This is a genomic window from Streptomyces durocortorensis, assembly GCF_031760065.1.
GTDB lineage: Bacteria > Actinomycetota > Actinomycetes > Streptomycetales > Streptomycetaceae > Streptomyces.
The window spans coordinates 266,718-292,102 of the sequence record NZ_CP134500.1; the positions used below are offsets into that span (position 1 = coordinate 266,718).

Consider the following 25,385-nt stretch of genomic DNA (forward strand, 5'->3'; position numbering starts at 1 on the left):
AACGGAGCCGTACCGTGCCGAGCCTGAGCAGCAGAGCGATGCCGACGGTGTTGAGGCTTCGTGGGGCCAAGAAGCTGTTCAGCTCGCCGGAGGCCCTCCGGGAACAGGTCCGCGCCCGTTCGCTGCGGCCGACCGGGTACGCGCCACCGGCCGGCCTTGAGCGCACGGTCGACCTCGCCGTGCGCCGGGTGGCCGGATGGCCGGTCTACGAGGTCACCCCGCGCGGCTGCAACGCCCGGCGGCGTGCGATCTACCTGCACGGCGGCGCATACATCAACGAGATAGCGCCCCAGCACTGGCGACTCATCGCACACGTGGCCGCCGAAACCGCCACCCGGATGACGGTGCCGATCTATCCTCTCGCCCCGCTGGCGACCGCGGCCGAAGTGGTGCCGGCCGTCACCGACCTGGCCGTCGAGCTCCTCGACGACGGGGGCGACACACCTCCCAGCCTCATCGGGGACTCCGCCGGCGGCGGTATGGCCCTCGCCGTCGCCGTCCATCTGCGGGACCGAGGGCTGCCCGCGCCCGCCCGCACCGTCCTCATCTCCCCGTGGCTGGACATCAGGCTGACCGACCCGCGCGTCGCCCTGCTCGAAGACCGCGACCCCTGGCTCGCCGTCGCTGGTGCACGCTGCGCCGGAGACCTCTATCGCGGCGATCTACCCGCCGACCACCCCCACGTCAGCCCGCTGCTCGCCGACCTCACCGGGTTGAACCCGATCACGCTGTTCAGCGGAACCCGTGACATCGTCAACGCCGACGCCCGGCAACTGGCAGCCCGCGCCGCGGCCGCGGGCGTCGAGCTGGACTTCCACGAGGCACCGGAGATGGTGCACGTCTACCCCCTTCTGCCGATCCCCGAAGGCAGAGCGGCACGCGCCACCATCTGCGCCGCTCTGCAGAGCTGACCCGAACCAGCAGGGGCTGTCGCCTACACCGGGTACGGCTTCGAGGACCAAGCCCGTCAACCGCCTCCCCGTAGTCAACTCCGATGGCCTGTTGGAGGGAGTGGTCAGCCGAGGCGACTTGCTCAAGATCTTCCTCAGACAGGATGAGGGCCTCCTCGCCGACTTCAGAAGTGAGGTACTCGGCCCGGTCTCACCACCGTCGGCCCTCGACACCACAGTCGAGAAGGGCGTGGTCACTCTGAAGGACTCTCCGGCAGACCGTTCCATGGTGACGCTCCTGGCCAACGCCGTTCGAGCGGTCGAAGGAGTGGTGAACGTACGCATGGATCTTGGGCAGCCGCATTCCCTCAGTGGCGGTGACCTTGATGGGCCGGTCCACCGCATGCCCCCGGACCGGCACTCCTGGGACGATATCCAGTGGGGGCGCAAGAGACGCATCCGACAGCAAGGACCGCGGATGGGTGATACACCGGCTGACGCCGACACTGCCGTGACGCGCATTCTTCTGCTGGACGACCACGAGGTCGTTCGCCGCGGGATACGGGACCTGCTGGAGGCCGAGCAGGATCTCGTCGTGGTCGGCGAGGCATCGACGGCTGATCAAGCCCTGGCCCGTGGGCCGACGCTGCGACCCGACGTAGCGGTGCTCGACGTCAGGCTGCCGGACGGGAACGGCATCACTGTGTGCCGGGAACTGCGATCACGCATGCCCGACCTCGCCTGCCTGATACTCACCTCGTTCGACGACGAGGACGCCCTTCTCGACGCCATCGTGGCGGGCGCGGCCGGATACGTGCTCAAGCAGATCAACGGTTTGGACCTGGTATCGGCATGATCGGTTCTGTGGTCGCGGGTTTCGACGGATCCGCGCAGAGCAGCGCGGCGGCATACTGGGCTGCCCGGGAGGCCGACCTCCGCGCTGTCCCTCTTCGACTCGTTCATGTCCAGAAGCCGTGGGCTCCTGGACATGTCTTCCGCGCACCGGACGGTCCCGGCCGCCGTTCTGCACAGCATCTCCTCGCCCAGGCAGCCGACGAGCTCCGCAGGGCATTTCCCGCCCTGGACATCAGCGTCCGTTCAGTGGACGGCAGGCCGACTGACGTACATGTCCGAGTCCGCTGCGGAGTCGGACATGATCGCCCTTGGCTCCCGTGCACTCGGGCCGGTCATGGGCTTCGTCCTCGGCTCCGTGAGCACGGCGGTCGTCAGCGCCGCGAACTGCCCGGTTGTGTCGGTGCGGGCCAAGAACGACGCCCCGGCCGGTCGGCGAGACGAGGCCCCATACGGCGACCTGATAGTGGGCGGCGACGCACGCCAACGCCGTGAGGCGCTGCTGGGCTTCGCCTTCGACGAAGCGGAGCGGCCCGGTTGCGGCATTCGCTTCCTGAGTGCTTGGGCGCTGCCACGCAGCTTGTCGACAGTGGCCGTGAAGCCGGACTGACCGTCGTCGGCCGCCGAGTACGGGGTTCTTCCCTGGGCACGCGTATCGGTCCGGTCGCCCACGCGGTGCTCCATCACGCCCGGACGCCCGTGGTCGTCGTTCCCCTCGCCTGAGCGTGTCGCTCAGCGATGCTCCGGACACCGCAGAAGCGGCAACGGGTCGACGTTCCCGACCGAGCATGCCGCTCCCTGCGCGTCGTGCTCGGTCAGCGCCTGCGCAGTGCCGCGAGAGTGTTGTCGAGGTCGGCCGCGTCGGGGCGGTTGCGGGGGAGCTTGGCGAGCATCGCGGCCATGCCGCAGGTGTTGGTGAGGGCGGAGAAGACCAGTCCGGCGGCGATGCCTGCCGAGAGGATCTGGAACGCGGGGTGGACGAGGAGACCGAGGAGCAGGCCGAGGAGGACGACGGTTCCGGCGGTGAGGCGGACCTGCCGCTCCATGCCCCAGGTCGCGGGGGCTCCTTCGGGGCGGTGCAGGTCGTGACCGTCGGCCGTCCAGGCGCTGGTGCCGCCGCTGAGGGTGGCGGCGGTGATGTTGTTCTCGGCGAGGATGCGACAGGCGTTCTCCGAGCGGGCCCCGGACGCGCAGACGATCAGAACGTCACCACGGTCGGCAGCGAGTCGAATGTCGGCGAGTGCTCGCTGAATCCGGTCCAGGGGGATGTTGAGGGAACCGGGGAGATGGCCACCGGCGTACTCACCGGGGGTACGGACGTCGATGACGATCAGCTCGTGGAGGCGGTCGCGAGTCTCGTGGATGGCAAGGGAGGCGGGCGTGGTCATGACGGGTGTCGTCCTTTTCTGGCTGTGGGGTCCCCACCAAAGGGGAGTACATTACCCCTGGGGGTATCTCATGAGGAGTGATGATGGAACTTGATCTGGCGGGAGCGGAGCTCAAGGCGGTCCTGAACCGGCTGCGCCGGGCGCAGGGGCAGATCGCCGGGGTGATCCGGATGATCGAGGAGGGGCGGGACTGCGAGGAGGTCGTGACACAGCTGGCGGCGGCGTCGCGAGCGCTGGACCGGGCCGGGTTCGCGATCATCGCCACCGGGCTCCAGCAGTGCCTCACCGAGATGGAGGACGGTCGGCGTTCCGGTGAGTCCCGGGACGAGATGCGCGCCCGGCTGGAGAAGCTCTTCCTCTCACTCGCCTGACACCGGGGCGTCCCTCGTGCTCAGGCGACCACGTCGATGGCCATGAAAGCCGCCACCGCGAGCAGCGTGAACGCGAAGACTCGCTGCAGAGTGGCACCGGCGACCTTCGCCGCCAGCCGTTTGCCGTCCCAGGCCCCGAGGATCGCCGCTCCTGCGAACGGGGCGATCACCTCCCATCGCAGGTCATCACCGGTTCCCGAGCGGGCGCCGAGGGCGGCGACGGAATTGACGGTGATGACCAGGAGACTGGTGCCCACGGCCCGGTTCATCCGCAGACCGAGGACTCCGACGAGGGCGGGCACGGCAAGGAATCCGCCCCCCACACCGAGGAATCCCGTCACGGCGCCGAGGCCGGCACCGGCTCCGGCCGCCTTCGCGGGCCGCACCCCCTCCGTCGACTCGGCAGCGGAGGGCCGTAGCATCCGCAGCGCCGCCAGGGCGGCGATCACCACGAACCCCGCGGTGAGAGCCGTTTCGGGCACATGGCCGGCGGCTGCTCCGGCGAGGAACGCCGGCACAACTCCCGCCGCCGCGAACAACGTCCCGGCCTTCCAGGCGACATGGCCGTCTCTCGCGTGGGCGTAGAGGGCGGTGGCCGATGTGGCGGCGACGATGATCAGACTGGCCGTGGTGGCTGAGGCCGCTGAGAAGCCGAGCAGGTAGATCAGCGCCGGCACCGCCAGAACGCTGCCACCGCCGCCGAGCGCACCGAGCGCCAGCCCGATCAGGGCGCCTGCGGCAAGGGCGAGAACCAAGGTGCTCACGCTATCGAGCCGCCATCACCGCGCTCGTCGATCACCGGCAGCCCTGCGGCGGCCCACGCGATCATGCCGCCCCTGACGTCCACCGCGTCCGCTCCCCGCTCGGCCAGGAGCTGCACAGCCTGCTGCGAGCGGTGTCCGCTGCGGCAGATCACCACCAAGGGCCGTCCCCGCGCTGCCACCGGCATCGTCGTACCTGCGGCCAGGCCGGTGAGAGGTGCATGCACCGCGCCGGGAGCATGGCCGGTTCGCCACTCGGGCTCTTCCCGGACATCCAGCAGAACAGCTTCGGGGCAGCTCCCTGCCGTACGGGTCCACGCCTCGTCGACGGACAGGCGCTGTCCACTTCCACGGTGGAGGAACATTGACGATGTCACCTTTCTTGTTGCTTGTCCTAGCTGATCCAGTTCAGTTCGACCGGACCTTCGCCGGTTCAGCCGGTGACGATGGTCAGCCCGGCCTCGGCGGCGGCGCCGAAGCCGTCGTCCACGGCCACCACGTCCCGCCCGGCCGCGTCCAGCAGCGACGCGGCGATGCCCGCGCGCATGCCGCCGGCGCAGTGCACCCAGACCGTGCCGTCGGGCACGTCGTCGATACGGCGGTGGACCTGGTGGATCGGGATGTGGACCGATCCTTCGATCCAGCCCTCCGCACGTTCGGATGAGCGGCGTACGTCCAGCACGACGATCCGGCCCCGGTTCTGACCGGCCAGTTCGGCGAACGTGGCACGGGGAAAGGACGCGGGACTCTCGCCGGCGCGAAGCCAGTCCGCGGGACCGCCGGTCGCGGCGGAGGCTGGGCGGTCGATACCGACGCGCACCAGCTCCCGCTGGGCCGCTGCCAGCTGCTCGGCCGACTCGGCAAGCAGGGTCACCGGCTTGCCCCAGGGGATCAGCCAGGCGAGGTACGTGGCGAGCTTGCCGTCCGCCTCGAAGTTGAACGACCCCGCGACATGCCCCTCGGCGAAAGCGATGCGGTTGCGCAGGTCCACCACCCACTCCCCCGCCGCGAGACGCTCGGCGATGTCGTCGGGATCGGCGACGGCCGGCGCGGTCAGGTCCACGGGTGCGGGACCAGCCGTATTGGCGGGGCCCATGTGCGCGTAGTAGGCGGGCACGTCCTCCAGGCCCGCCAACAGCTCGGCGACGAAGGTGTCCACATCGGTGGTGAGTGCCGGGTTGGCGGCCTTCTCCTTTCCGATCGTGGTCGATTCCCCGTCGGCCTGGGCGGATGAGCAGAAGCTGCCGAATCCATGGGTGGGCAGCACCTCGGTCTCATCCGGCAGTGCGTCCGCGAGGCGGCGGGCGGAGGCGTGCTGGGAGCGGGCCAGCTGCTCGGTGAGGCGTGGCTCCACGAGATCGGGCCGCCCCACCGTACCGATGAGGAGGGAGCCACCGGTGAACGCGGCAACGGGCCGGCCCGCCTCGCTCAGCACGTACGACGTGTGGTGCGGCGTGTGCCCGGGCGTCGCTACCGCGGTCAGGGTCAGTTCCGCGTCGATGATGACGGTGTCGCCGTCGGACACGGCGGTCCGGGCGAATGACACGTGTGCGTCGGCCGGAACGAGGTAGGCGGCCCCGGTGATGCGGGCCAGCTCAAGACCGCCGGTCACGTAGTCGTTGTGGACGTGCGTCTCGACCACGTGGGTTATCGCCACACCACGCCGGGCCGCGGCGGCGAGCACCCGGTCGATGTCACGGGGCGGATCCACGGCGACCGCCGTCCGACGGCCGCCGGTGAGGTAGCTGCGGTTGCCCAAGCCCTCCAGCTCGATGGCTTCAACGAAGAACACGGAGAGTCCCCTTCCGACGAAAAATTACCCCAGGGGGTATGTTGTTCACCGTAACACCATTACCCCCGGGGGTATATTTCGAAGTGTGGCGACCTCCACGCGCGAACCGCGCCCGTCGGGCATTCCGATGACGTGAGAACGAGGTGGAGATCCATGGCCTACGACCGCACTGTGAGCGTCGACGACACGTTCGAGGAGACCGTGCAGGCGGTCCGTCGAGCCCTGCCCGACCAGGGCTTCGGCGTCCTCACAGAGATCGACGTACAGGCCACGCTCAAAGCCAAGCTCGGACACGACATGGAGCCGTACCTGATCCTCGGCGCCTGCAACCCCTCCCTGGCGCACCGGGCACTGGAGCTGGACCGGACGATCGGGCTTCTCCTGCCCTGCAACATCGTGGACCGGAAGGACGGCGACGGCGTACTGCTGCAGGCAATCGACCCAGCGACCATGGTCACCCTCACGGGGATCGAGGGCATGGGCCCCGTGGCCGACGAAGTCGCCCTGCGCCTGGATGCGGCTCTCGCTTCCGTCGGGGCATCACAGAACTGGATCAGCCGCCTGCTGGACACACCCGGGACTACCCGCGACCAAGACTTAGCCCTCCGCGGCTCCGTACACACGATCAGCAAGCAAGAACCGCGACGCGCGGTACGCCCGAACCTCATCAGCTCACGAAAAGTAGCAGGTCAGCCACCTCAGGCAGTCGGCGCGTCAGGCCTCTGCCCGCTTGGTCAACGATTTCAGCTGGTGCCAACCATCCCGCTCCTGCGCCGGCCAAAGAGCCTCGTCGCCCGCGCTCACCGCCGTACGCGCGGCATCCCCAAACCGATCCAGGAGATGATCTCGCGCTGGATCTCGTTGTTGCCGCCGCCGAAGGTGAAGATCACCGCTGACCGGTAGCCCCGTTCCAGCTCCCCGTGGAGGACCGCTCCGGCGGAGCCCTCCTTCAGGGGGCCCGCCGAGCCGACGATCTCCATCAGCCAGGCGTAGGCGTCGCGGCGGGCCTCGGAGCCGTAGACCTTGACGGCGGAGGCGTCCTGGGGGGTGAGAGTGGCGTCCTGGAGGGCGGTGACCATCTGCCAGTTGAGCAGCTTCATCGCGTCCAGGCGGGTGTGGGTGCGGGCGAGGAGGGCGCGGACCCAGCCGAGGTCGATGACCCGGCGGCCGTCGGCGAGCTTGGCACCGGCGGCCCAGCGCTGGACGTTGTGCAGGGCGCGGACCGCCATCGTGCCGTGGGCGGCCAGGGTGACGCGTTCGTGGTTGAGCTGGTTGGTGATGAGCCGCCAGCCCTTGTTCTCCTCGCCGACACGGTGGGTGAGGGGGACGCGCACGTTCTCGTAGTAGCTGGCCGTGGTGTCGTGCGAGGCGAGGGTGTTGATCAGGGTGCAGGAGTAGCCGGGGTCGCTCGTGGGGACCAGGAGCATGGTGATGCCCTTGTGGGGCGGGGCGTCGGGGTCGGTGCGCACGGCGAGCCAGACCCAGTCGGCGGTGTCGCCGTTGGTGGTCCAGATCTTCTGGCCGTTGACGAGGTAGGTGTCGCCCTCGCGGACCGCACGGGTCTTGAGGGCGGCGAGGTCGGTGCCCGCGTCCGGTTCGCTGTAGCCGATCGCGAAGTCGATCTCCCCGGCGAGTATCCCGGGCAGGAAGCGGGCCTTCTGCTCGTCGGTGCCGAACTGCATGATCGTGGGGCCGACGGTGTTCAGTGCCATCAGCGGCAGCGGGACGCCGGCCTGGGCGGCCTCGTCGAAGAAGATGAACTGTTCCATCGGGGTCAGCCCCCGGCCGCCGTACTCCTTCGGCCAGCCGACCCCCAGCCAGCCGTCGGCTCCCAGCCTGCGGACGGTCTCGCGGTAGAAGCGTTTCTGGGCCGCGGGTTCCGCATAGCGTGCGTAGGCGTTGTCGGGCACCAGGGTCGCGAAGTACGTACGCAGTTCGGCACGCAACCGCTGCTGCTCAAGCGTGTATTCGAGGTGCACGGCCCCTCCGGAGTCTCGCTTCCGCGTCGCGCGTGTACGGCGGCGCACACAGTAGAACGTGTTGCAAGAATCTGGAAGGGGCCGGGACGCGGGGGTTCGGCGTCAGCGCTTGACGGCGCGCAGGACCACGAACTTCGGGTCGCCCGCGACCGTGGTGCAGTTGCCGAAGATCCGGCGCAGATGGGTGTGGTACGAGAGGTGCCGGTTGCCGACGACCCAGAGCTCACCGCCCTGCCGCAGCGCGGTGCGTGCGCCGGCGAACATCGTGCGGGCCGTGGCGTCGGTGGTCGCCAGGTGGGAGTGGAACGGCGGGTTGTTCAGCACCAGGTCCACGCTGCCCGGGGCGAGCCCGTCGAGCCCGTCGCCGACCAGGAAGTCGGCCTTCGCGCCGTCCGGGGCACCCGCCCGGAAGGTCTCCTCGGCGGAGGCCACGGCCCCGTAGGACTCGTCGACGAAGGTGACGTGCGCCTCGGGGTTGGCGATCGCGGCGGAGAGCCCGAGGACGCCGTTGCCGCAGCCCAGGTCGACGACCCGGACGGGCCCGTTGCGGGTGGGCAGGTGCTTCAGGAAGAAGCGGGTGCCGATGTCGAGGCGCTCGGCGCAGAAGATCCCGGCGTGGTTGACGGCGGTCCGGCCGGAGGCGGGGCCCACGTCGGCGGGCAGCTCGTAGCGGTACGGCCAGGGGCTCGGCGTACGCGGCAGCCCGGCGTCCGGCGTGCAGAAGATGAGCCGCGCCTTGCGCACCGCGAGGGAGGTGCGGGTCGGGCCGATGATCCGCTCGAAGAGCTTGAGCGTGGAGGTGTGGATCTCCTTGACCATGCCGGTGCCGATGATCACGGTACCGGGGTGGACGGCGGGGGCGATCCGGTGGAGCTGGTCCTCCAGGAACGCCAGCGACTTGGGCACCCGGATCAGCAGGACGTCGATCCGGTCCGGCGGAGTGTCGCGCGAGGACAGCAGCTGTACGGCGCCGGCGTCCAGGCCGTTGCGCGCGAGGTTGGCGAGCGTGGCGCGCCGGGCCAGGTACGAGTCGCTGATCTGGACGGGCCGGTGCGCGGCCAGCGCGGTGGCGAGCGCTCCCCACCGGTCCCCCACGACGGCGACCGTGCCCGAGAGGTCGACCGGGCCCGCCTCGGGGTCCGTCAGCTGCCGGAGCAGGTATTCGTCGGCAGCGTCCCACGCCCGGAAGGGATCGCGCGGGTGCTCGGGGAAGCGGGCGAGCTCGAAAGCGCCCTGTGAGGTCGTCAGACGGTTCATATGCCACTCAGGCTAGCCGAGGGAACCGGGGGCGCCCCACACGCTCCCCGGCTCACCGGCCGCGCCCGCCTTCTGCGTACGGCCCACGGCACACTCCCTGCACCGGTCGGCCCGGTCAGGGCAGCTGTTTGTCGAGGGCCGACCGGCCCTCGACCGCCAGCTTGCGCCGCGCCCATTCCAGCGTCCGGGGTGTCAGGTCCCGCCCCGAGGCGAGCACCAGGTCCTCGGCGCTCGGCCGGTCGCTCGCGCCGGTGTGCAGAAGCCGGTCGGGCGTGACGCGCCGCGCCTCGGCCATGGCTGCGGATATGGATTCGGGCTCTTCGCTCATGCCGCCTCCTCGTCCTTTCGGTCATTCTCGCCCCGCGGACACCCGGCCGCATCCGAGGGGCACGGGCGACACGAACCCGATTTTTGACCTGCACATGATAGATACGCCGTGTTCACACCTACGGCACGGTGCGTGTGCGACGCTCCCCGCTGACCACCTACCGCACGGCCGCCGTGTCAGCACCCCCACCCAGGGTTCTCGTCGCGGCGCCAGTGTTTCGGAGAGGACACCCCACATGTCCCGTCGTCACTCGCTCTACGCGCGTCCGCTGTCGGCCGCGGTCGCCGCTGTCGCCATACTCGGCGGCACCGCGGCCGCGGCCCCGGCGGACCTCGCCGTCCCAGCGCCCGGACCCTACACCGCCACCTCCGCCACCCTCGATGACACCTACTACCAGGACGCCCTCGGCAAGACCGGCGCCGAGCTGAAGACCGCCCTGCACACGATCATCAGCGACCAGACCAAGCTCTCCTACAGCCAGGTGTGGGACGCCCTCAAGGCCACGGACGAGGACCCCGCCAACCCCTCTGCCGTCGTCCTGCTCTACACCGGGCGCTCCCGGTCCAAGAACGACAACGGCGGCAACCCGGGCCAGTGGAACCGGGAGCACGTCTGGGCCAAGTCCCACGGCGGCTTCGGCACCGCAAGGGGTCCGGGGACCGACATCCACCATCTGCGCCCCGAGGACGTCCAGGTCAACTCCATCCGCGGGAACAAGGACTTCGACAACGGCGGCAGCGAACTGGGCTCCGCGCCGGGGAACTTCACCGACGGCGACTCCTTCGAGCCGCGCGACGCGGTCAAGGGCGACGTCGCGCGCATGATCCTGTACATGGCCGTGCGCTACGAGGGCAACGACGCCTTCGCCGACCTCGAACCCAACGACCGGGTGAACAACGGTTCCACGCCGTGGGTGGGCAGGCTGTCCGTCCTGAAGCGGTGGAGCCAGGAGGACCCGCCGGACGCCTTCGAGAAGCGCCGCAACGACGTCATATTCGAGCGGTTCCAGCACAACCGCAACCCGTTCATCGATCACCCCGAGTGGGTTGGAGCCATCTGGTAGTCCCGGGTTCAGCCCTCCCCGGCCAGGGCCCGCGCGCACCCTTCGACCGCCTCCACACGGGTGGCGTAGCGGGGCAGGTCCTGGCCGGTCCCCTGCCGTACGACGTCCGGCGGGCCCAGCAGGTCGCGCGGATCGACGACCGCCGCGCGGCGCCCGTCGGAGGCGAGGCGGGCGAGGCCGGTGTGCAGCATCGCCAGGGCCACCGAGTCGACGGAGGTGACGTCGTGCAGGTCGAGCACCACCGAGCCGCCGTCCGGCCCCGACTCGTCCAGGGCGTACAGCACGCGTTCGGCGGCCGTGAAGTCGATGGACCCCTGGGCGGCGACGACGCCGACCTGTTCGTGCAGGACCCGTTCGCGCTCGGCCGAGGGTGCTGAGGGGAGGTCGTCCGCGGTCGTGACGAGGGTGACGGTGGAACCGGGGAGCGCGGGGTTGAGCATGAGGTGGAGCCCGTAGCGTTCCGACATCGCCTCCAGTGCGGCGTGACCGCGTACCGAACTGCCGGTGGCGTCCAGCGGTGGGCTGTACGTCGCCACCCCGAAGCGGGCCGGGCCCACCGCGATGAGGCCGCCGGACACACCGCTCTTGGCGGGCAGCCCGACGCGCAGCAGCCAGTCGCCGGAGCCGTCGTACATGCCGCAGGTCGCCATGACGGCGAGGACCCGGGCGGCGACCTCGTCGGAGACGACCCTCGTCCGGGTGACCGGGTTCAGCCCTCCGTAGGCGAGCGTCGCGGCCATCGTGGCGAGGTCGAGGGCGGTGACACGGATGGCGCACTGCCGGAAGTAGCGGTCCACCGCCAGCACCGGGTCGACGGGCATGGTGCCGGTGGAACGGATCAGATACGCCAGGGCCCGGTTGCGGTCACCGGTCATGGACTCGGAGGTGAACACCTCTTCGTCGACGTCCAGTTCCCGTCCGGCGAAGCGGCCGAGGCAGTGCAGGATCCGGTCGAAGGCGGGGGCGTCGGGAGCGTCGGGGATCAGGGCGGTGGTGACGATGGCCCCGGCGTTGACCATGGCGTTGGCGGGCCTGCCCGTGCCGGGTTCCAGACTGATGGCGTTGAACGCCTCACCGCTCGGCTCGGCGCCCACCCACCGGCTCACCTCGTCGAGGCCGAGGAGGGACAGGGCGAGAGCGTAGATGAATGGTTTGGAGACGGACTGGAGGGTGAAGGGAGTCTCGGCCTCGCCCGCGCTGTAGCGGTGCCCGTCCATGCTGACCAGGGCCAGTCCGAAGGTGTCCGGGTCGGCGTGGGTCAGCTGGGGGATGTAGTCGGCCGGTTTCCCGTCCCGTACGGCCACGAATTCGGCGTGCAGCCGCTGGAGCGAGTCGGTCACCGCGTCGACGGCGCTCATCTTCGCCGCCCCCTCAGCCGCGCTCGGCCTGGGCGACGCGGGGGAAGGTCTTCACCCCGGCGGCCTCGCGGCTGTTGGCCTGGACGCTGACCGTGCGGTCCGGCGGCGCGTCCTCCACGCCGACGACGACGGTGTCGAGGACCGTGTCCTCGGCATCGACGAACTCCACCTTCACGGCGTAGAACGCGGGCTCGTCGGTGGAGTTGGTGACCCGGACGAGCGCGCTGCGGACCTCCTCGGACGCGGTGAGCGGCAGTCCGTTCACCGAGACGTCACCGGCCGCGTTGCCCCGGCCCTCGACCCCTTCGAGCCGTTGGGCGGCCTCCTGCCGCACGCGTTCGGACTCGGCGGACACGGAGGCGGCGAAGCTCTGCTGGGTGCGCGGGCTCGGGGACTCCGACGGCGATGCGTGCGCCTCGGGCGACTCGGGCGTGAGGGTGTGGACGCCCTGGTTGGTGCCTTGGCTGCTGGTGTCGGAGTCGCAGGCCGCCGCACCGGCGGCGAGAAGGGCGACGGCCACGACGGGGGTCAGGGCGCGCGCGGGGAGGTTCGCTTTCACGGACGGTCCGTCCAATCGAAGGAGAGAGAAGATCGGGAAGGCGTCGGACTGGGGGCGATCGAGCGCGTGCCCCTCACGCCGTCTCGTCGCCGAAGATGTCGCGGAGCTTCGCCTCGCGCTCGGTGTCGAGGTTGCTGTGGAGCAGTTCGGCGCCGCCACCGGGCAGTTGAGCGCCGATCCGGTCGGGCACCTCGTTCATGGTGAGCAGGAACAGCGCCGACGTTCCGGGGGTCACCTTTTCCTTGACCTCGGCGATGAAGTCGTCGTCGATGCCGACGTCGGCCAGCTTTCCGCCGAGCGCCCCGGCGGCCGCACCGATGGCCGCGCCCAGCAGCGGCATGAGGAAGATCAGCCCGAAGAGCATGCCCCAGAAGGTGCCGCTGAGGGCTCCGGCGCCGACAAGGCTGAGCAGCTGCCTCGTCCTGGGCTTGGCCCGGTCGGCGGGCCAGCTGACCACCGCGGCGTCGAGGATCTTGATCAGCCCCTCCTTCTGCAGGGACTTCAGCGCCTCCTCGACGTTCTCCGCGCCCTCGGCCGTCCGGAACTTCCACACCGTGAGCGTGGACATCGCGCGCACCTCCGCAGCCAATGATCACCAACTCGCTCATACTAGGATCAAAAGGTATGAATTGACTCGTCGAAGCATCCGCTTCATACGGGAGCGGGTCGAGCCCTGGGAGGGAACGATGGATACGGACGCCCTGACCGCCGACCTGTTGCGGGAGCTGCGGGCGACCCGGCCCTATCCGGCCCTGTCCCTGACCATGCCGACCCACCGCAAGGCCCCGGACAACGCCCAGGACCCCGTGCGGCTGCGCAACCTGATGGCGGAGGCGGGCCACCGCCTGGAGGCCGACCCGGAGGTCAGCCGCGAGGTCCGGGCCGCGCTCCAGGCCCAGCTGGAGCGGGCCGCGGCCGAGGTGGATCCGCGCGGGGCGCTGGACTCCCTGGTCATCCTGGCCACCACCGAGGAGTACCGGATCTGGCAGCTCCCGCGTGTCGCGCCCGAACGGGTGGTGTTCAGCGACACCTTCCTCACCCGCAATCTCGTCGCGGCCAAGGCCCAGACCCGGCCGTTCCGGGTGCTCACGCTCGCCGCCGACCACGCCACGCTGTGGATCGGCACGGGCGACGGCATCCGGCCGGAGGAGACGGGCGGCTTCCCGCTGACCGCGCCGAAGGAGCCGCCCAACCCGCAGCGCGAGGAGCGGATCGGCGACACCCCGAGCACCTTCACCGACGAGGAGACGCGGAACTTCTTCCGTACGGTCGACGAGAAGCTGCGCGCGGTGCTCGCCGACGATCCGCGGCCGCTGTATCTGATGGGCCTGGCACCGGCCCTCGCCCTCCTGGACGAGGTCGGTGCGGCCTCCGGCTCGGCCGTCGCCCGGGTCGCCAAGGGCGCTCCGGCCGACCTGCCGCCCGCCGAGGTGCTCAGAGAGCTGCGGCCCGCCCTCGCGGAGGGCGCCCGGCAGGCGGCCGCGCAGGTCGACACCCGCCTCGACCACGCCCGCAGCGCCCATACCTTCGCGGGCGGGCTCGACGAGGTGTGGGCCGCCGTCCGGGAGGGCCGGGCTGGTCTGGTGGCGGTCGAGGAGCACTTCCAGGCCACCGCCCGGGTGACCGACGAGCACCTGGAACCGGTGCCCGAGGGGACGACGCAGAGCGCGGACGGGCAGGTCCGTGAGGACGTCGTCGACGAGCTGGTCGAATCCGCGCTGGACGGCGGCGCCGATGTGGTGTTCGTCGAGGACGGCTCGCTGGGCGGCCACGGCCGGATCGCGGCGGCGCTGCGCTACTGAGGACGCCCCCCTGCGCGGCAGGACCTACGGGAGGCGGCGGACCGGCTTGCCGTCGAGGAACGCCCGGATGTCCTCCACGGCCTGGCCGTAGTAGAGCTCGTAGTTCGCGCGGGAGACATAGCCCAGGTGCGGGGTGGCCAGCAGGCGCGGGGCCGTGCGCATCGGGTGGTCGGCCGGGAGGGGTTCGATGTCGAACACGTCGACCCCGGCCCCGGCGATGGCGCCCGCGTGCAGGGCCGCGAGCAGGGCGTCCTGGTCGACGATGGCCGCCCTGGAGCTGTTGATCAGATAGGCGCCGCGGCGCATCAGCGCGAGTTCGGGCGCGCCGATCAGGCCCCGGGTCCGGTCGCTCAGGGCCAGGTGGACGGAGACGAAGTCGCTGGATTCCAGCAGCTCTTCCTTGGAGGCGGCGAGGGCGGCTCCGGCCTCCTCGGCCCGCTCCTTGGTGAGGTTCTGGCTCCAGGCCAGTACGTCCATGCCGAAGGCCCGGCCCACCTGCGCCATCCGCCCGCCGATCTTCCCCAGTCCGAGCAGTCCGAGCCGCCGGCCGTGCAGATCGGCGCCCAGGGTGGACTGCCAGGGGCCGCCCGTGCGGATGGCCTCGCTCTCCGGGACGATCCCGCGGGCCAGGCCGAGGAGCAGGGCCCAGGTGAGTTCGAGCGGCGAGGTGGAGGAGCTCGCCGTGCCGCAGACGACCACGCCGTGCCGTTCGGCGGCCGCGTAGTCGATGACGGTGTTGCGCATGCCGGAGGCGACCAGCAGCCGGAGCCGGGGCAGCCGGGCGAACAGCGCCGCCGGGAACGGCACCCTCTCGCGCAGAGTGACCACGATGTCGAAGTCCGCGAGGGCCGCGGCCTGTTCGTCCTCCGTGGCGAGATGCCCGGTGAAGGTCACGACCTCCACATCGGTGGTGACGGGCGACCAGTCGACGACCGTGGTCGCCACGGACTGGAAGTCTTCTATCACGGCACAGCGCAGCTTCATGGCAGGCTCTCTCCGTCGGGGCGGGTGTCGCCGTCCATGATCGCCCATCAGACCGAGCCGGGGGTCAGCCGCCGTCCCACCGCCACTCCACGACCTCGGGAAGATCCGTGCCGTGCTCGCGGATCCAGGCGTGGTGGCGGGTGCGCACGTCCGCCATCGCCTGGCGTACGGCGACGGCGCGCACGCCCAGTCCCGGCACGCGGTCGATGACGTCCATGACCAGCCGGTAGCGGTCGAGGTCGTTGCGTACGACCATGTCGAACGGCGTGGTCGTGGTGCCTTCCTCCTTGTAGCCGCGCACATGCAGGTTGGGGTGGCCCGCCCGGCGGTAGGCGAGCCGGTGGATCAGCCAGGGGTAGCCGTGGTACGCGAAGATCACCGGCTTCTCGCGGGTGAACAGGGCGTCGTACTCGGCGTCCGGCATGCCGTGCGGATGCTCCTCGTGCGGCATCATCCGGGCGATGTCGACCACGTTGACCACGCGTACGGCCAGTTCGGGCAGATGACGGCGGAGCAGGCCTGCCGCGGCCAGTGTCTCCTGGGTGGGCACGTCTCCCGCGCAGGCGAGGACGACGTCAGGCTCCCGCCCGCCGTGCTCGGTCCCGGCCCACTCCCAGACCCCGGCCCCCCGGGCGCAGTGGGCGCGGGCCTCCTCCAGGGTCAGCCAGTCGAACGTGGGCTGTTTCCCGGCCACGACGACGTTGACGTAGTCCCGGCTGCGCAGGACGTGGTCGGTGACGGAGAGCAGGGTGTTGGTGTCCGGCGGGAGGTAGACGCGGACGACCGCGGAGCTCTTGTTCAGGATGTGGTCGACGAAGCCGGGGTCCTGGTGCGAGAAGCCGTTGTGGTCCTGGCGCCAGACGTGCGAGGTCAGCAGGTAGTTGAGCGAGGCGATGGGCCTGCGCCAGGGCAGTCGGCGCGAGGTGCGCAGCCATTTGATGTGCTGGTTGACCATGGAGTCGACGATGTGGGCGAACGCCTCGTAGCTGGAGAAGAGACCGTGCCGTCCGGTGAGCAGATAGCCCTCCAGCCACCCCTGGCAGAGGTGTTCGGACAGCACCTCCATCACCCGGCCGTCGCGGGCGAGGTGTTCGTCGGTGGGCAGGGTGGATGCCTGCCAGGCCTTGCCGGTCGCGTGGTAGAGGGCGTCCAGCCGGTTGGAGGCGGTCTCGTCGGGGCCGACGACCCGGAAGTCCCTGCGCCCCTCGGTGGCGGCCATGACGCTCTCCAGGAGACCGCCGAGCACCTTGGTGGGCTCGTGGAGTACGGTGCCGGGTTTGTCGACGCGTACGGCGTGGTCCTCCAGGGCGGGGAGCGGGAGGTCCCGCAGGAGGAGGCCGCCGTTGGCGTACGGGGTCGAGCCGAGCCGGGCGTCCCCCTCGGGCACACAGGCCAGGACCTGTTCGGTGGGGCGCCCGTCGGCGCCGAAGAGCTCCCGGGGACGGTAGGAGCGCAGCCAGGCCTCCAACTGCCGCAGGTGCTCGGGGTTGTCGCGGACGCCGGAGAGCGGGACCTGGTGGGAGCGCCAGGTGTTCTCGACGGGGAGGCCGTCGACCTCCTCGGGGCCGGTCCAGCCCTTGGGGGTACGCAGGACGATCATGGGCCAGCGGGGGCGTCCGGTGGTCCCGTCCTCGCGGGCGGCCCGCTGGTACGCGGCGATGCGGTCGAGGGCGGTGTCCATCGCGGCGGCGAGCGCCCGGTGCACGGCGTCCGGGTCGTCGCCGGTGACGTACAGCGGATCGTGCCCGTAGCCGCGCAGCAGTTGGTCCAGCTCCTGTTCGGGCAGCCGGGCGAGCACCGTCGGATTGGCGATCTTGTAGCCGTTGAGGTGCAGGACCGGCAGGACCGCGCCGTCGTGGACGGGGTCGAGGAACTTGTTCGCGTGCCAGGACCCGGCGAGCGGCCCGGTCTCGGCCTCGCCGTCGCCGACCACGCACACGACCAGCAGGTCCGGGTGGTCGAGGGCGGCCCCGTAGGCATGGGCGAGTGCGTAGCCCAGTTCGCCGCCCTCGTGGATGGAGCCGGGGACCTCGGGCGCGACATGACTGGGCACACCGCCGGGGAAGGAGAACTGTCTGAACAGCAGGCCCATGCCCTCGGCGTCCCGGCCGACGTCCGGGTAGGTCGCGGAGTAGCTGCCCTCCAGCCAGGCGTTGGCGAGGACGGCCGGTCCGCCGTGTCCGGGTCCCCAGACGCACAGGGCGCTCAGGTCTCGGGCCTTGACGACGCGGTTGAGGTGGGTGTGGACGAGGTTGAGCCCCGGCGAGGTGCCCCAGTGGCCGAGCAGCCGGGGCTTGATGTCCTCGGGGACGAGCGGCCGGGTCAGCAGGGGGTTGGCCATCAGGTAGATCTGGCCGACGGCGAGGTAGTTGGCGGCGCGCCAGTGCGCGTCGAGGGCGGCGAGCTCCTCGGCGGGGAGCCCGGGGGGCGTGGACGGGGCGGAGGTGTCGCTCACAGGGCAGGTCTCCTCGTCGGGTGACGGCACAGGGGCGGGTGCCGCGTCAGGGCGTCTCGGGGCCGTACCAGAGCGTGGTGGCGTTGCAGAACTCGCGGATGCCGTGTCCGGCGAGCTCCCGGCCGTAACCGGAGCGCTTGATGCCGCCGAAGGGCAGGGCGGGGTGCGAGGCGGTCATCCCGTTGAAGAAGACGCCGCCGGCCTCCAGATCGCGGGCGCAGCGCTCGGTCTCGGCCGGGTCGCGGGTCCAGACGTTGGAGCTGAGGCCGAAGGGCGTGTCGTTGGCCAGGCGGACGGCCTCGTCGAGGTCGGCGACCCGGTAGAGCGTGGCAACCGGTCCGAAGGTCTCCTCGCGGTGGATGCGCATCGCGGTGGTGATACCCGCGAGCACGGTGGCCTCGTAGAACCAGCCGTTCTCCAGGCCGCCGCCGAGCTTCTCCGGACGGCGTCCGCCGCACAGCGCCTCGGCACCCCGCCCGACGGCGTCGTCGACGAGTTTCTCCAGGTCGGTGCGGCCCTGTTCGGTGGAGAGCGGACCGATGTCCGTGGCCTCCTCCAGCGGGTCGCCGACGGTCAGGGCGAGCATGCCCGCGGTGAAGTGCTCGGCGAAGGTGTCGTAGACGTCGGCGTGCACGATGAACCGCTTGGCGGCGATGCAGGACTGGCCGTTGTTCTGGACGCGTGCGGTGACGGCGGTGGCAGCGGCCTTCGCCACGTCCGCGGAGGGCAGGACGAGGTAGGGGTCGCTGCCACCCAGCTCCAGCACGGTCTTCTTCACCTCGTCGCCCGCGACGGCCGCGACGGAGCGGCCCGCCGGTTCGCTGCCGGTCAGGGTGGCGGCGGCGACCCGGGGATCGCGCAGCACGGCCTCGACGGCGCCCGAGCCGATCAGCAGCGTACGGAAGCAGCCCGCGGGGAATCCGGCCCGGTGGAAGAGGTCCTCCAGGTACAGGGCGGTCTGGGGGACGTTCGAGGCGTGCTTGAGGAGGCCGACGTTGCCCGCCATCAGTGCGGGGGCGGCGAACCGCACCACCTGCCACAGCGGGAAGTTCCACGGCATCACGGCGAGGACCACGCCGAGCGGACGGTAGCGGACCAGCGCCCGGGAGGCACCGGAGTCGTGTACGTCGTCGGGGTCGGGGTGCTCGTCGGCGAGCAGGGCCTCGGCGTGGGCGGCGTACCAGCGCATCGCCTTCGCGCACTTGGCGGCCTCCGCACGGGCCGCCGTGACCGGCTTGCCCATCTCGACGGTCATGGTGCGGGCGATGGTGTCGCGGTCCTCGTCGAGCAGGTCGGCGGCCCGGTTCAGCCAGGCGGCCCGCTGCGCGAAGGGGGTGGTGCGGTACTGGCGGAAGGTGTCGGCGGCCGCGGCGATCCGCCGTTCGGTCTCCTCCTCGCCGAGGGCGTCGTAGGACTTGATCAGTTCGCCGTTCGCGGGGTTGACCGTCGCGATGGGCATGGCAGTGGCCTCCTTGCGTGGTGCCTCGGTACTTCGACCGTGCCGCGCCGCACCGGTGCGCGCAACGCGGCCCTCCCCCGCCCCGCACGTACCCGGCCGACGCGGATCATGCGTGCCGGAGGGCACGTTCCGCGTCGGCCGGGGTGCGGGCCGTCCTTGCCGGACGGGTCACACGAGCGCCGCGAGAGGGGTGCGGCGGGAGGTACGGACACCGGGCAGCGGAGCCCGCGGGACCAGTCCCGCGGCGCGCGGAGCCTCGGCGTAGCGGGTGAACCAGACCACTTTCCCGTCCGTGGTCCGGCAGGTGCCCCAGCTGTCACTGAGGGCCATCACCCGGCTCAGCCCGCCGCCGGCCGGCAGCAGCCGGGGCATCCTGGCGCTGTTGTCCGCGACGGACACGGTGACGTGCCGTCCGGTCCAGCGGAGTTCGACGACGCAGCTGTTGCCGTCGCCGACGTGCCGGTGGACGTTGGTCAGGAGTTCGTCCAGGGCCCGGCACACGGGCCGGACGTGCAGATCGAGACTCCAGTGACGAAGGTGTGCGGCGACGATCCGCCGCAGCTGGGAAACGCGCTCTGCCGACACCTGCAGTTCGACCGAGTAGTGCCGGTCGAGGGGAACGGTCATCGTCGGGGCTCCTCACCACGAGGCCCACATGCTTCACCCCGTCGTACTTCACCCCGTCGTACGAACGACCCCCGAACACGAAGCGTGAGCACTGATCACTTCTGGGTCACTCATCAGGGTGCGCCGGGGACGCCGGTCGCGCAACAGGGGGACCGTCCGTGCCGGTGGGGGCGGGGGGCGGTCACAGCAGATAGGGCAGCAACCGGTCCGGGGTGAGGGGAAGTTCGCGCAGCCGGGCGCCGGTGGCGTGGCGGACGGCGTTACCGATGGCGGCGGCGGTGCCGACGATCCCGATCTCGCCGATGCCCTTGCTGCCCATCGGGTTCAGATGACGGTCGTCCTCCTCGATCCAGTGCGCCCGGATGTCGGCCGTGTCGGCGCAGACGGGCACGTGGTAGGAGGCGAGGTCCTTGGCGGTGAAGTCGCCGAAGGCCGGGTCGATGCCGGAGCCCTCGGTGAGCGCCATGCCGATGCCCATCACCATGCCACCGGTGAACTGGGAGCGTGCGGTGGCCGCGTTGAGGATGCGCCCGGCGGCGTACACGCCCAGCAGACGGCGTACGCGCACCTCTCCCGTGACGGCGTCGACGGCCGTCTCGGCGAAGTGGGCACCGAAGGCATGCCGCGCGTACGGGGACTCGGCGGCGGTCTCCTGTTCGGTGTCGGCGCTCGCGGTGAGCCCCTCGGCGGGCAGCGGGCCGGAGTGCGCGGCGAGCCGGTCGGCCAGCTCCGAGGCGGCCTTGTGCACCGCCCAGCCCCAGGACGCGGTGCCGGAGGAGCCGCCGGCCAGCGGGGCGGTGGGCAGCTCGGTGGAGCCGATGGCGACGGCGACGGCGTCCGGGTCCGTACCGAGGGCGTCGGCGGCGATCCGGGCGAGAACCGTGCGGGCCCCGGTGCCGATGTCGGTGGCGTTCACCTCGACGCGGTACGTGCCGTCCACCGCCGCGTGGGCGCTCGCGGTGGAGCGGGAGACGAGCACCGGGTACGTCGCGGAGGCCACGCCCGTGCCGAGGAGCCAGCGGCCCTCCTGGCGGGCGGCGGGGCGGGGGTCGCGGTCGTGCCAGCCGAACCGCGCCGCGCCCTCGCGCAGGCAGGCGGCCAGGCCGTGGCTGCTGAAGGGGCGGCCGCTGTCCGGCTCGGTCTCCGGCTCGTTGCGCAGCCGCAGCTCCACGGGGTCGAGCCCGAGCGCGGAGGCGAGTTCGTCCATCGCGGACTCCAGGGCGTACATCCCCGAGGCCTCCCCCGGTGCGCGCATCCAGGAGGGGCTGGGCACGTCGAGGACGGCGACCCGGTGCGCGGTGCGGCTGTGCGGTGAGGCGTACATGACCCGCGCGGGCACGGCGGCCTGCTCGACGAACTCCTTCACCGTGGAGGTGTGGGTGACGGCCTCGTGGCAGACGGCGCTGAGCGTCCCGTCGAGGTCCGCGCCGAGCCGGACCCGCTGGACGGTGGGCGCACGGTGGCCGACGACCTCCGCCAGCTGGCCGCGGGGGAAGGCCAGCGTGACCGGCCGTCCGGTGTGCCGGGCGGCCATCGCGGCCAGGACCGCCTGGGGACGCGTGGTGCCCTTCGAGCCGAAGCCGCCGCCCACGTGCTCGGAGACGACGGTGATCCGGTCCGGGTCGAGGCCGAAGACCCGGGCGAGGCTGCCGCGCACGGTGGCGGACCCCTGGCTGGAGTCGTGGACGGTCAGGTGTCCGCCGCTCCACGAGGCCGTGGCGGCGTGCGGCTCCATCGGGTGGTTGTGCAGCGCGCCCATCCGGTAGGTCGCGTCGATCTGTACGGGGGCCGAGGCCAGGGCCTTGTCCACGTCGCCGCGCTCCCGCACGGCGGGGTGACCGCCGTTGGCCTCCTCGGGGGTGTACAGGCCGGGATGGTCCTCCGAGAGGGTCACGTCGTGCGGGTCGCGTTCATAGGCGACCAGCAGCTCCCCGGCCCCGGTCCTGGCCGCCTCGGGGCTTTCGGCGATCACCAGGGCGATGGGCCAGCCGTGGTGCGGGACGCGGTCGTTCTGAAGCACCGAGAGGATCGGGTCGTCGGGCTCTTCGAGCGTCGGCGCGTTGTCGTGGGTCAGGACGGTGTGGACCCCCGGGACGGCGAGGGCATCGACGGCCCGCACCGCGGCGACCCGCCCGGCCGCGATGGTGGCCGGGACCGGCCAGGCGTAGAGACAGCCGGGCGGAGCGACGTCGGCCGCGTAGCGGGCGGTACCGGTGACCTTCTCCCGGGCCTCTCTGCGGACGAGGCTCGCACCGGGGGACTGCGGGACGTGGGTCATGGGGCGGGTCCTCGGGTCGGGGGGCTTGGGGGGCCTCGGGGGGGGGCGGGAGCCGAGCGGCTCAGGCAGTGCGCGCGGGGGCTGGTTCAGCCGGTCCGGCCGGAGCTTGTCAGGCCGACGCGGACAGTCCGGCAGGGCGGGCGGCAGTCCGACAGGCCAACGGGGACAGTCCGGCAGGGCGGGCGGCCACCTGGCGAGTCGGGCGGCCGCCCGACGGGGCGGTTCAGCCCGTCCGGGTCGGCTGCTGTCTGCCGGTCAGTTCGCCGAGCACGTCCACGGCGAGCCGGCGGGCGAGGTCCACCTTGAAGGCGTTGTCGCGCAGCGGCCGGGCCCCCGCCAGCTCCGCGTCCACGGCGCGTTCGAAGGCGGCCGGGGTGGCCGGCGCCCCGCGCAGCTCGGCCTCGGCCCGCCGGGCCCGCCAGGGCCGGTGCGCGAGGCCGCCGAAAGCGAGGGCCGCGTGCGTCACGTACCCGCCCTCCACCCGGACGCTCGCGGCGGCGGAGGCCAGGGCGAAGGCGTACGAGGCCCGGTCGCGGGCCTTGCGGTAGCGGGAGAGGGCGCCCGGCACCGGAGGCGGCAGTATCACCCCGGTGATCAGTTCGCCGGGTCTGATGACGGTGTCCTGGTCCGGATTGCGGCCCGGGAGTCGGTGGAAGTCGGTGGCGTGGACCGTGCGTTCCCCCTCGGGGCCGAGCAGCAGCACGGTGGCGTCGAGCGCCGCGAGGGCCACGGCCATGTCGGAGGGGTTGGTGGCAACGCACTCCTCGGAGTGGCCGAGAACGGCGAGGTCGCGGTGGGTCCCCTCGCGGGCCGGGCAGCCGGAGCCCGGGAGCCGTTTGTTGCAGGGTTTGGAGACGTCCTGGAAGTAGCGGCACCGGGTGCGCTGGAGCAGGTTGCCGCCGGTGGTGGCGGTGTTGCGGAGCTGCCCGGAGGCCCCGGCCAGCAGCGCCTGCGAGAGCGCCGGATAGCGCTCCCGTACCTCGGGGTGGGCGGCGAGATCGCTGTTGCGGACGGTGGCGCCGATGGCCAGACCGCCGTCCGCCGTCCGGGTCACCCGGTCCAGGGGAAGCCCCGCGACGTCGATGAGGACGCGGGGCGCCTCCACGCCGAGCTTCATCAGGTCCACCAGGTTGGTGCCGCCGCCCAGGAAGCGGGCTCCGGGCCTGGCCGCGCAGAGACGTACGGCCTCGGCGGTGGAGGCGGGGCGTACATAGCCGAAGGGCCTCACGGGATCACGTCCTCGATGGCTTCGACGATCCGGGGGTAGGCCCCGCACCGGCACAGGTTGCCGCTCATGCGTTCGCGGATCTCCTCGGGGCCGAGGTCCGCCCGTCCGCCGGAGGGCGCATCCGGTTCGGTGGCGTGGGAGGGGAAGCCGTCGGCGGCCTCGCCGAGCATGCCGACGGCGGAGCAGATCTGGCCGGGGGTGCAGAACCCGCACTGGAGGGCGTCCCGTTCGACGAACGCCCGCTGCACGGGGTGCAGGGTCCCGCCGTCGGCGAGCCCTTCCACGGTGGTGATCGCGGCGCCGTCCTGGGTGACGGCGAGCAGCAGGCAGCTGGTGACCCGCCGCCCGTCGACCAGGACCGTGCAGGCTCCGCACTGGCCGTGGTCGCAGCCCTTCTTGGCGCCGGTGAGACCGAGTCGGTCACGCAGGGTCTCCAGGACCGTGCTGCGGTGGTCGATCGTCAGCGTCGTCGCGGTGCCGTTGACGTACAGAGTCACGGTGGAGCGTTCGTCGACGACCGGTTCCGGTTCGAGGTCCGCTCCCAGAGCGAGGGAATCCATGCGCCCGCCTTTCAACGCTTGCTGTTCTCCACGGGGGACCGTTCAGGCATTCAGCGGCTCTCCAGCCGCAGCCGGACCTCCAGCTCCTGGTCCCCGGCAGCCGTGCCGACGACGCTCACGGCGAAGGCGCCGCCGAGGTGGTCACGCAGCCGGTCGACCGCCCAGTAGCCGCCCTGGGCGTCCACCGTGACCGGTGCGGAGAGGCGGACGGGGGCGGTCGTGGGCCGGGGTTCGGACACGTCGACCGTGGTGACCCAGGCGGTCGGGTGGTGCCCCTGGGTCTGTCCGGGAATCTCGCCCGCCCGCCGGTCGGACTCGAAGGCGTCGGCGAGGACGTCGAAGACGGTCCGGACGTCCTGGGCTTCGCCCCGGCTGAGCGAGACCACCACCTCCCGGCCCGCCGGGTGATCCGCGCCGCTCTGCTCGGGTGTGCTGTTCACCGTGGTTCCTTTCGCTGGGGTGCCGGCCTTCGGGGACCCACTCCAGGCTGACCCCGCATCCGTCCGACGGCGACACGGGAGGGCGGCTTCGCCACGAAACGCTTTTCCGATGAGATACCCATAAAACATGAATTGCTACGAATAGCGGACTGACCCTCGCCCCGCGGGGTATGCGGACTGTATGGACGTTCTCAACGGAGTAGAACTTTCCGCCCCGGCCACCCTCGCCGACGGCGCGGGGCCCCTCGGGGTCCTCATGGGCGTCGCGGCCCTGGCCGTCGTGGGCATGCTGATCGGCGGCTTCATCCTCGGAAAGCGCAAGCGTGACGCCGAGCCGCCGCCGCCCCACCCGCATGAGCAGCCGCAGAAGCCGGACCACCGCACCCACATCGACCAGCACGACACCCACTCCTCCGACCGGTTCCCCGAGGACGGCCACGCCCTGTCTCCGTACGAGCTGAAGGACCACGGCAACGGGCCGCTGCCCCCCGACAGCGAGCCCCCGCGCAGCTGATCGGCCCCCTCCTCCGGGGGCGGTGCGTCGACCGCCTCCGGCCAGGAGGTCGTGATGGCCGGCACGCTGCCGACCGACGCACCCGCTTCACCGTCCTCGTATCGCTGGCGGCCGATCCGGTGATCGCCGCCGCCAAGACCGTGGGCGGTCCGGTCTCCGGATCGCCCGCCTGCTGTCGGAGGCCGCCCACTCGGTCGCCGACAGCCTCAACGAGGTCTTCCTGCTCGCCGCGCTTCGGCGCAGCCGCCGCCGCGCCGATGCGCGTATCAGGGAGGCGATGACCGACCGGTGGCCCCAGGCCGACCACGTCTTCCCCGACATCACGAACGCCCCGCCGCGCACCGGACTGTGAGGGCGCGGCCGCGTTGCGGGACCGGGCGGGCCGTTCGAGGCTGGTTGCTGGACCGCGGCGGCGGAACAGGGGCCGCCGCCCGAAGAAG

The 25,385-nt window shown here is 71.5% G+C and carries 24 protein-coding genes and 6 pseudogenes; 12 read left to right on the top strand and 18 right to left on the bottom strand.

Features of this window, described 5'->3' with window-relative positions; all coding sequences use genetic code 11:
• Window positions 1–38: 38 nt before the first annotated feature.
• The 6 genes and pseudogenes from RI138_RS01005 to RI138_RS32325 all read left to right on the top strand — a co-directional run.
• Window positions 39–911, top strand: a complete 873-nt coding sequence (locus tag RI138_RS01005; protein WP_311118343.1) for an alpha/beta hydrolase — start codon at window positions 39–41, stop codon at window positions 909–911.
• Window positions 912–927: 16 nt separating this feature from the next.
• Window positions 928–1,032, top strand: a pseudogene (locus tag RI138_RS32315) (CBS domain-containing protein); the annotation flags it as partial.
• 336 nt (window positions 1,033–1,368) lie between these two features.
• A pseudogene (locus tag RI138_RS01010) lies at window positions 1,369–1,743 on the top strand (response regulator); the annotation flags it as partial.
• Window positions 1,743–1,964, top strand: a pseudogene (locus RI138_RS32320) (universal stress protein); the annotation flags it as partial. The pseudogenes RI138_RS01010 and RI138_RS32320, both read left to right, overlap by 1 nt.
• A 115-nt stretch (window positions 1,965–2,079) precedes the next feature.
• On the top strand, window positions 2,080–2,352 hold the full coding sequence (locus RI138_RS01015) for a hypothetical protein (RefSeq protein ID WP_449343302.1): 273 nt from the start codon (window positions 2,080–2,082) through the stop codon (window positions 2,350–2,352).
• Window positions 2,322–2,465 (top strand): annotated as a pseudogene (locus RI138_RS32325) (universal stress protein); the annotation flags it as partial. The gene RI138_RS01015 and the pseudogene RI138_RS32325, both read left to right, overlap by 31 nt.
• A gap of 92 nt (window positions 2,466–2,557) precedes the next feature.
• Here the strand turns inward: RI138_RS32325 and RI138_RS01020 are convergent.
• Window positions 2,558–3,130 (bottom strand): rhodanese-like domain-containing protein, encoded by a 573-nt coding sequence (locus RI138_RS01020; protein ID WP_311118345.1) that lies wholly within the window; start codon window positions 3,128–3,130, stop codon window positions 2,558–2,560.
• Between the two features lie 83 nt (window positions 3,131–3,213).
• On the opposite strand from RI138_RS01020, the gene RI138_RS01025 reads away from it, so the two are divergent.
• Window positions 3,214–3,501, top strand: coding sequence for a metal-sensitive transcriptional regulator (locus RI138_RS01025; protein WP_311122776.1), 288 nt, complete (start codon window positions 3,214–3,216; stop codon window positions 3,499–3,501).
• Window positions 3,502–3,521: 20 nt separating this feature from the next.
• Here RI138_RS01025 and RI138_RS01030 read toward each other — a convergent pair whose 3' ends face one another.
• The 3 genes from RI138_RS01030 to RI138_RS01040 all read right to left on the bottom strand — a co-directional run bounded on the left by RI138_RS01030 (window position 3,522) and on the right by RI138_RS01040 (window position 6,054).
• Window positions 3,522–4,265: a sulfite exporter TauE/SafE family protein gene (locus RI138_RS01030; RefSeq protein ID WP_311118346.1), complete on the bottom strand. Its 744-nt coding sequence runs from the start codon at window positions 4,263–4,265 to the stop codon at window positions 3,522–3,524.
• Window positions 4,262–4,627 carry a rhodanese-like domain-containing protein gene (locus RI138_RS01035; RefSeq protein ID WP_311118347.1) on the bottom strand — a complete coding sequence of 122 codons (366 nt, stop codon included), beginning with the start codon at window positions 4,625–4,627 and terminating at the stop codon, window positions 4,262–4,264. The genes RI138_RS01030 and RI138_RS01035 overlap by 4 nt, the downstream gene beginning before the upstream one ends.
• 68 nt (window positions 4,628–4,695) lie before the next feature.
• Complete coding sequence (locus RI138_RS01040; RefSeq protein WP_311118348.1) at window positions 4,696–6,054, bottom strand: MBL fold metallo-hydrolase; 1,359 nt, start codon at window positions 6,052–6,054, stop codon at window positions 4,696–4,698.
• Window positions 6,055–6,207: 153 nt separating this feature from the next.
• Between RI138_RS01040 and RI138_RS01045 the strand changes: the two are divergent.
• Window positions 6,208–6,588: pseudogene (locus tag RI138_RS01045) on the top strand (DUF302 domain-containing protein); the annotation flags it as partial.
• Window positions 6,589–6,854: 266 nt separating this feature from the next.
• Here the strand turns inward: RI138_RS01045 and RI138_RS01050 are convergent.
• The 3 genes from RI138_RS01050 to RI138_RS01060 all read right to left on the bottom strand — a co-directional run bounded on the left by RI138_RS01050 (window position 6,855) and on the right by RI138_RS01060 (window position 9,618).
• On the bottom strand, window positions 6,855–8,033 hold the full coding sequence (locus RI138_RS01050; RefSeq protein ID WP_311118349.1) for an acyl-CoA dehydrogenase family protein: 1,179 nt from the start codon (window positions 8,031–8,033) through the stop codon (window positions 6,855–6,857).
• A 102-nt stretch (window positions 8,034–8,135) separates the two neighbouring features.
• The gene (locus tag RI138_RS01055) at window positions 8,136–9,290 is read right to left on the bottom strand and encodes a methyltransferase (protein WP_311118350.1); all 1,155 of its coding nucleotides are present in this window, start codon (window positions 9,288–9,290) and stop codon (window positions 8,136–8,138) included.
• A gap of 115 nt (window positions 9,291–9,405) precedes the next feature.
• Window positions 9,406–9,618: a hypothetical protein gene (locus tag RI138_RS01060; RefSeq protein WP_311118351.1), complete on the bottom strand. Its 213-nt coding sequence runs from the start codon at window positions 9,616–9,618 to the stop codon at window positions 9,406–9,408.
• Window positions 9,619–9,853: 235 nt separating this feature from the next.
• Between RI138_RS01060 and RI138_RS01065 the strand changes: the two genes are divergently transcribed.
• A complete protein-coding gene (locus RI138_RS01065; RefSeq protein ID WP_311118352.1) occupies window positions 9,854–10,681 on the top strand; it encodes an endonuclease I family protein in 828 nt (275 codons plus the stop codon).
• 8 nt (window positions 10,682–10,689) lie between these two features.
• Here RI138_RS01065 and glsA read toward each other — a convergent pair whose 3' ends face one another.
• From glsA to RI138_RS01080, 3 genes are all read right to left on the bottom strand, one after another.
• On the bottom strand, window positions 10,690–12,039 hold the full coding sequence (glsA, locus tag RI138_RS01070; protein WP_311118353.1) for a glutaminase A: 1,350 nt from the start codon (window positions 12,037–12,039) through the stop codon (window positions 10,690–10,692).
• A gap of 13 nt (window positions 12,040–12,052) precedes the next feature.
• Window positions 12,053–12,598, bottom strand: a complete 546-nt coding sequence (locus RI138_RS01075; RefSeq protein WP_311118354.1) for a hypothetical protein — start codon at window positions 12,596–12,598, stop codon at window positions 12,053–12,055.
• Between the two features lie 73 nt (window positions 12,599–12,671).
• Window positions 12,672–13,166 (bottom strand): DUF1269 domain-containing protein, encoded by a 495-nt coding sequence (locus RI138_RS01080; RefSeq protein ID WP_096623803.1) that lies wholly within the window; start codon window positions 13,164–13,166, stop codon window positions 12,672–12,674.
• A 118-nt stretch (window positions 13,167–13,284) separates the two neighbouring features.
• Between RI138_RS01080 and RI138_RS01085 the strand changes: the two genes are divergently transcribed.
• Entirely contained in the window at window positions 13,285–14,400 is a 1,116-nt protein-coding gene (locus RI138_RS01085; protein WP_311118355.1) for a baeRF3 domain-containing protein, read from the top strand.
• 24 nt (window positions 14,401–14,424) lie between these two features.
• Here RI138_RS01085 and RI138_RS01090 read toward each other — a convergent pair whose 3' ends face one another.
• The 8 genes from RI138_RS01090 to RI138_RS01125 all read right to left on the bottom strand — a co-directional run bounded on the left by RI138_RS01090 (window position 14,425) and on the right by RI138_RS01125 (window position 24,431).
• The gene (locus tag RI138_RS01090) at window positions 14,425–15,384 is read right to left on the bottom strand and encodes a D-2-hydroxyacid dehydrogenase family protein (protein ID WP_311118356.1); all 960 of its coding nucleotides are present in this window, start codon (window positions 15,382–15,384) and stop codon (window positions 14,425–14,427) included.
• 64 nt (window positions 15,385–15,448) lie between these two features.
• Window positions 15,449–17,839: a phosphoketolase family protein gene (locus RI138_RS01095; protein WP_311118357.1), complete on the bottom strand. Its 2,391-nt coding sequence runs from the start codon at window positions 17,837–17,839 to the stop codon at window positions 15,449–15,451.
• A gap of 46 nt (window positions 17,840–17,885) precedes the next feature.
• Window positions 17,886–19,298 carry an NADP-dependent succinic semialdehyde dehydrogenase gene (locus RI138_RS01100; protein WP_311118358.1) on the bottom strand — a complete coding sequence of 471 codons (1,413 nt, stop codon included), beginning with the start codon at window positions 19,296–19,298 and terminating at the stop codon, window positions 17,886–17,888.
• Window positions 19,299–19,466: 168 nt separating this feature from the next.
• Window positions 19,467–19,925, bottom strand: a complete 459-nt coding sequence (locus tag RI138_RS01105) for an ATP-binding protein (RefSeq protein WP_311118359.1) — start codon at window positions 19,923–19,925, stop codon at window positions 19,467–19,469.
• A gap of 181 nt (window positions 19,926–20,106) precedes the next feature.
• Window positions 20,107–22,203 carry a xanthine dehydrogenase family protein molybdopterin-binding subunit gene (locus tag RI138_RS01110; protein WP_311118360.1) on the bottom strand — a complete coding sequence of 699 codons (2,097 nt, stop codon included), beginning with the start codon at window positions 22,201–22,203 and terminating at the stop codon, window positions 20,107–20,109.
• A 223-nt stretch (window positions 22,204–22,426) separates the two neighbouring features.
• On the bottom strand, window positions 22,427–23,431 hold the full coding sequence (locus RI138_RS01115; protein WP_311118361.1) for an FAD binding domain-containing protein: 1,005 nt from the start codon (window positions 23,429–23,431) through the stop codon (window positions 22,427–22,429).
• Entirely contained in the window at window positions 23,428–23,991 is a 564-nt protein-coding gene (locus RI138_RS01120; protein ID WP_311118362.1) for a (2Fe-2S)-binding protein, read from the bottom strand. The genes RI138_RS01115 and RI138_RS01120 overlap by 4 nt, the downstream gene beginning before the upstream one ends.
• Before the next feature lie 50 nt (window positions 23,992–24,041).
• Window positions 24,042–24,431 (bottom strand): hypothetical protein, encoded by a 390-nt coding sequence (locus RI138_RS01125; RefSeq protein WP_311118363.1) that lies wholly within the window; start codon window positions 24,429–24,431, stop codon window positions 24,042–24,044.
• Window positions 24,432–24,612: 181 nt separating this feature from the next.
• Between RI138_RS01125 and RI138_RS01130 the strand changes: the two genes are divergently transcribed.
• A complete protein-coding gene (locus RI138_RS01130) occupies window positions 24,613–24,945 on the top strand; it encodes a DUF6479 family protein (RefSeq protein WP_096623821.1) in 333 nt (110 codons plus the stop codon).
• Window positions 24,945–25,210: pseudogene (locus RI138_RS32330) on the top strand (cation transporter); the annotation flags it as partial. The gene RI138_RS01130 and the pseudogene RI138_RS32330, both read left to right, overlap by 1 nt.
• Between the last annotated feature and the right edge of the window lie 175 nt (window positions 25,211–25,385).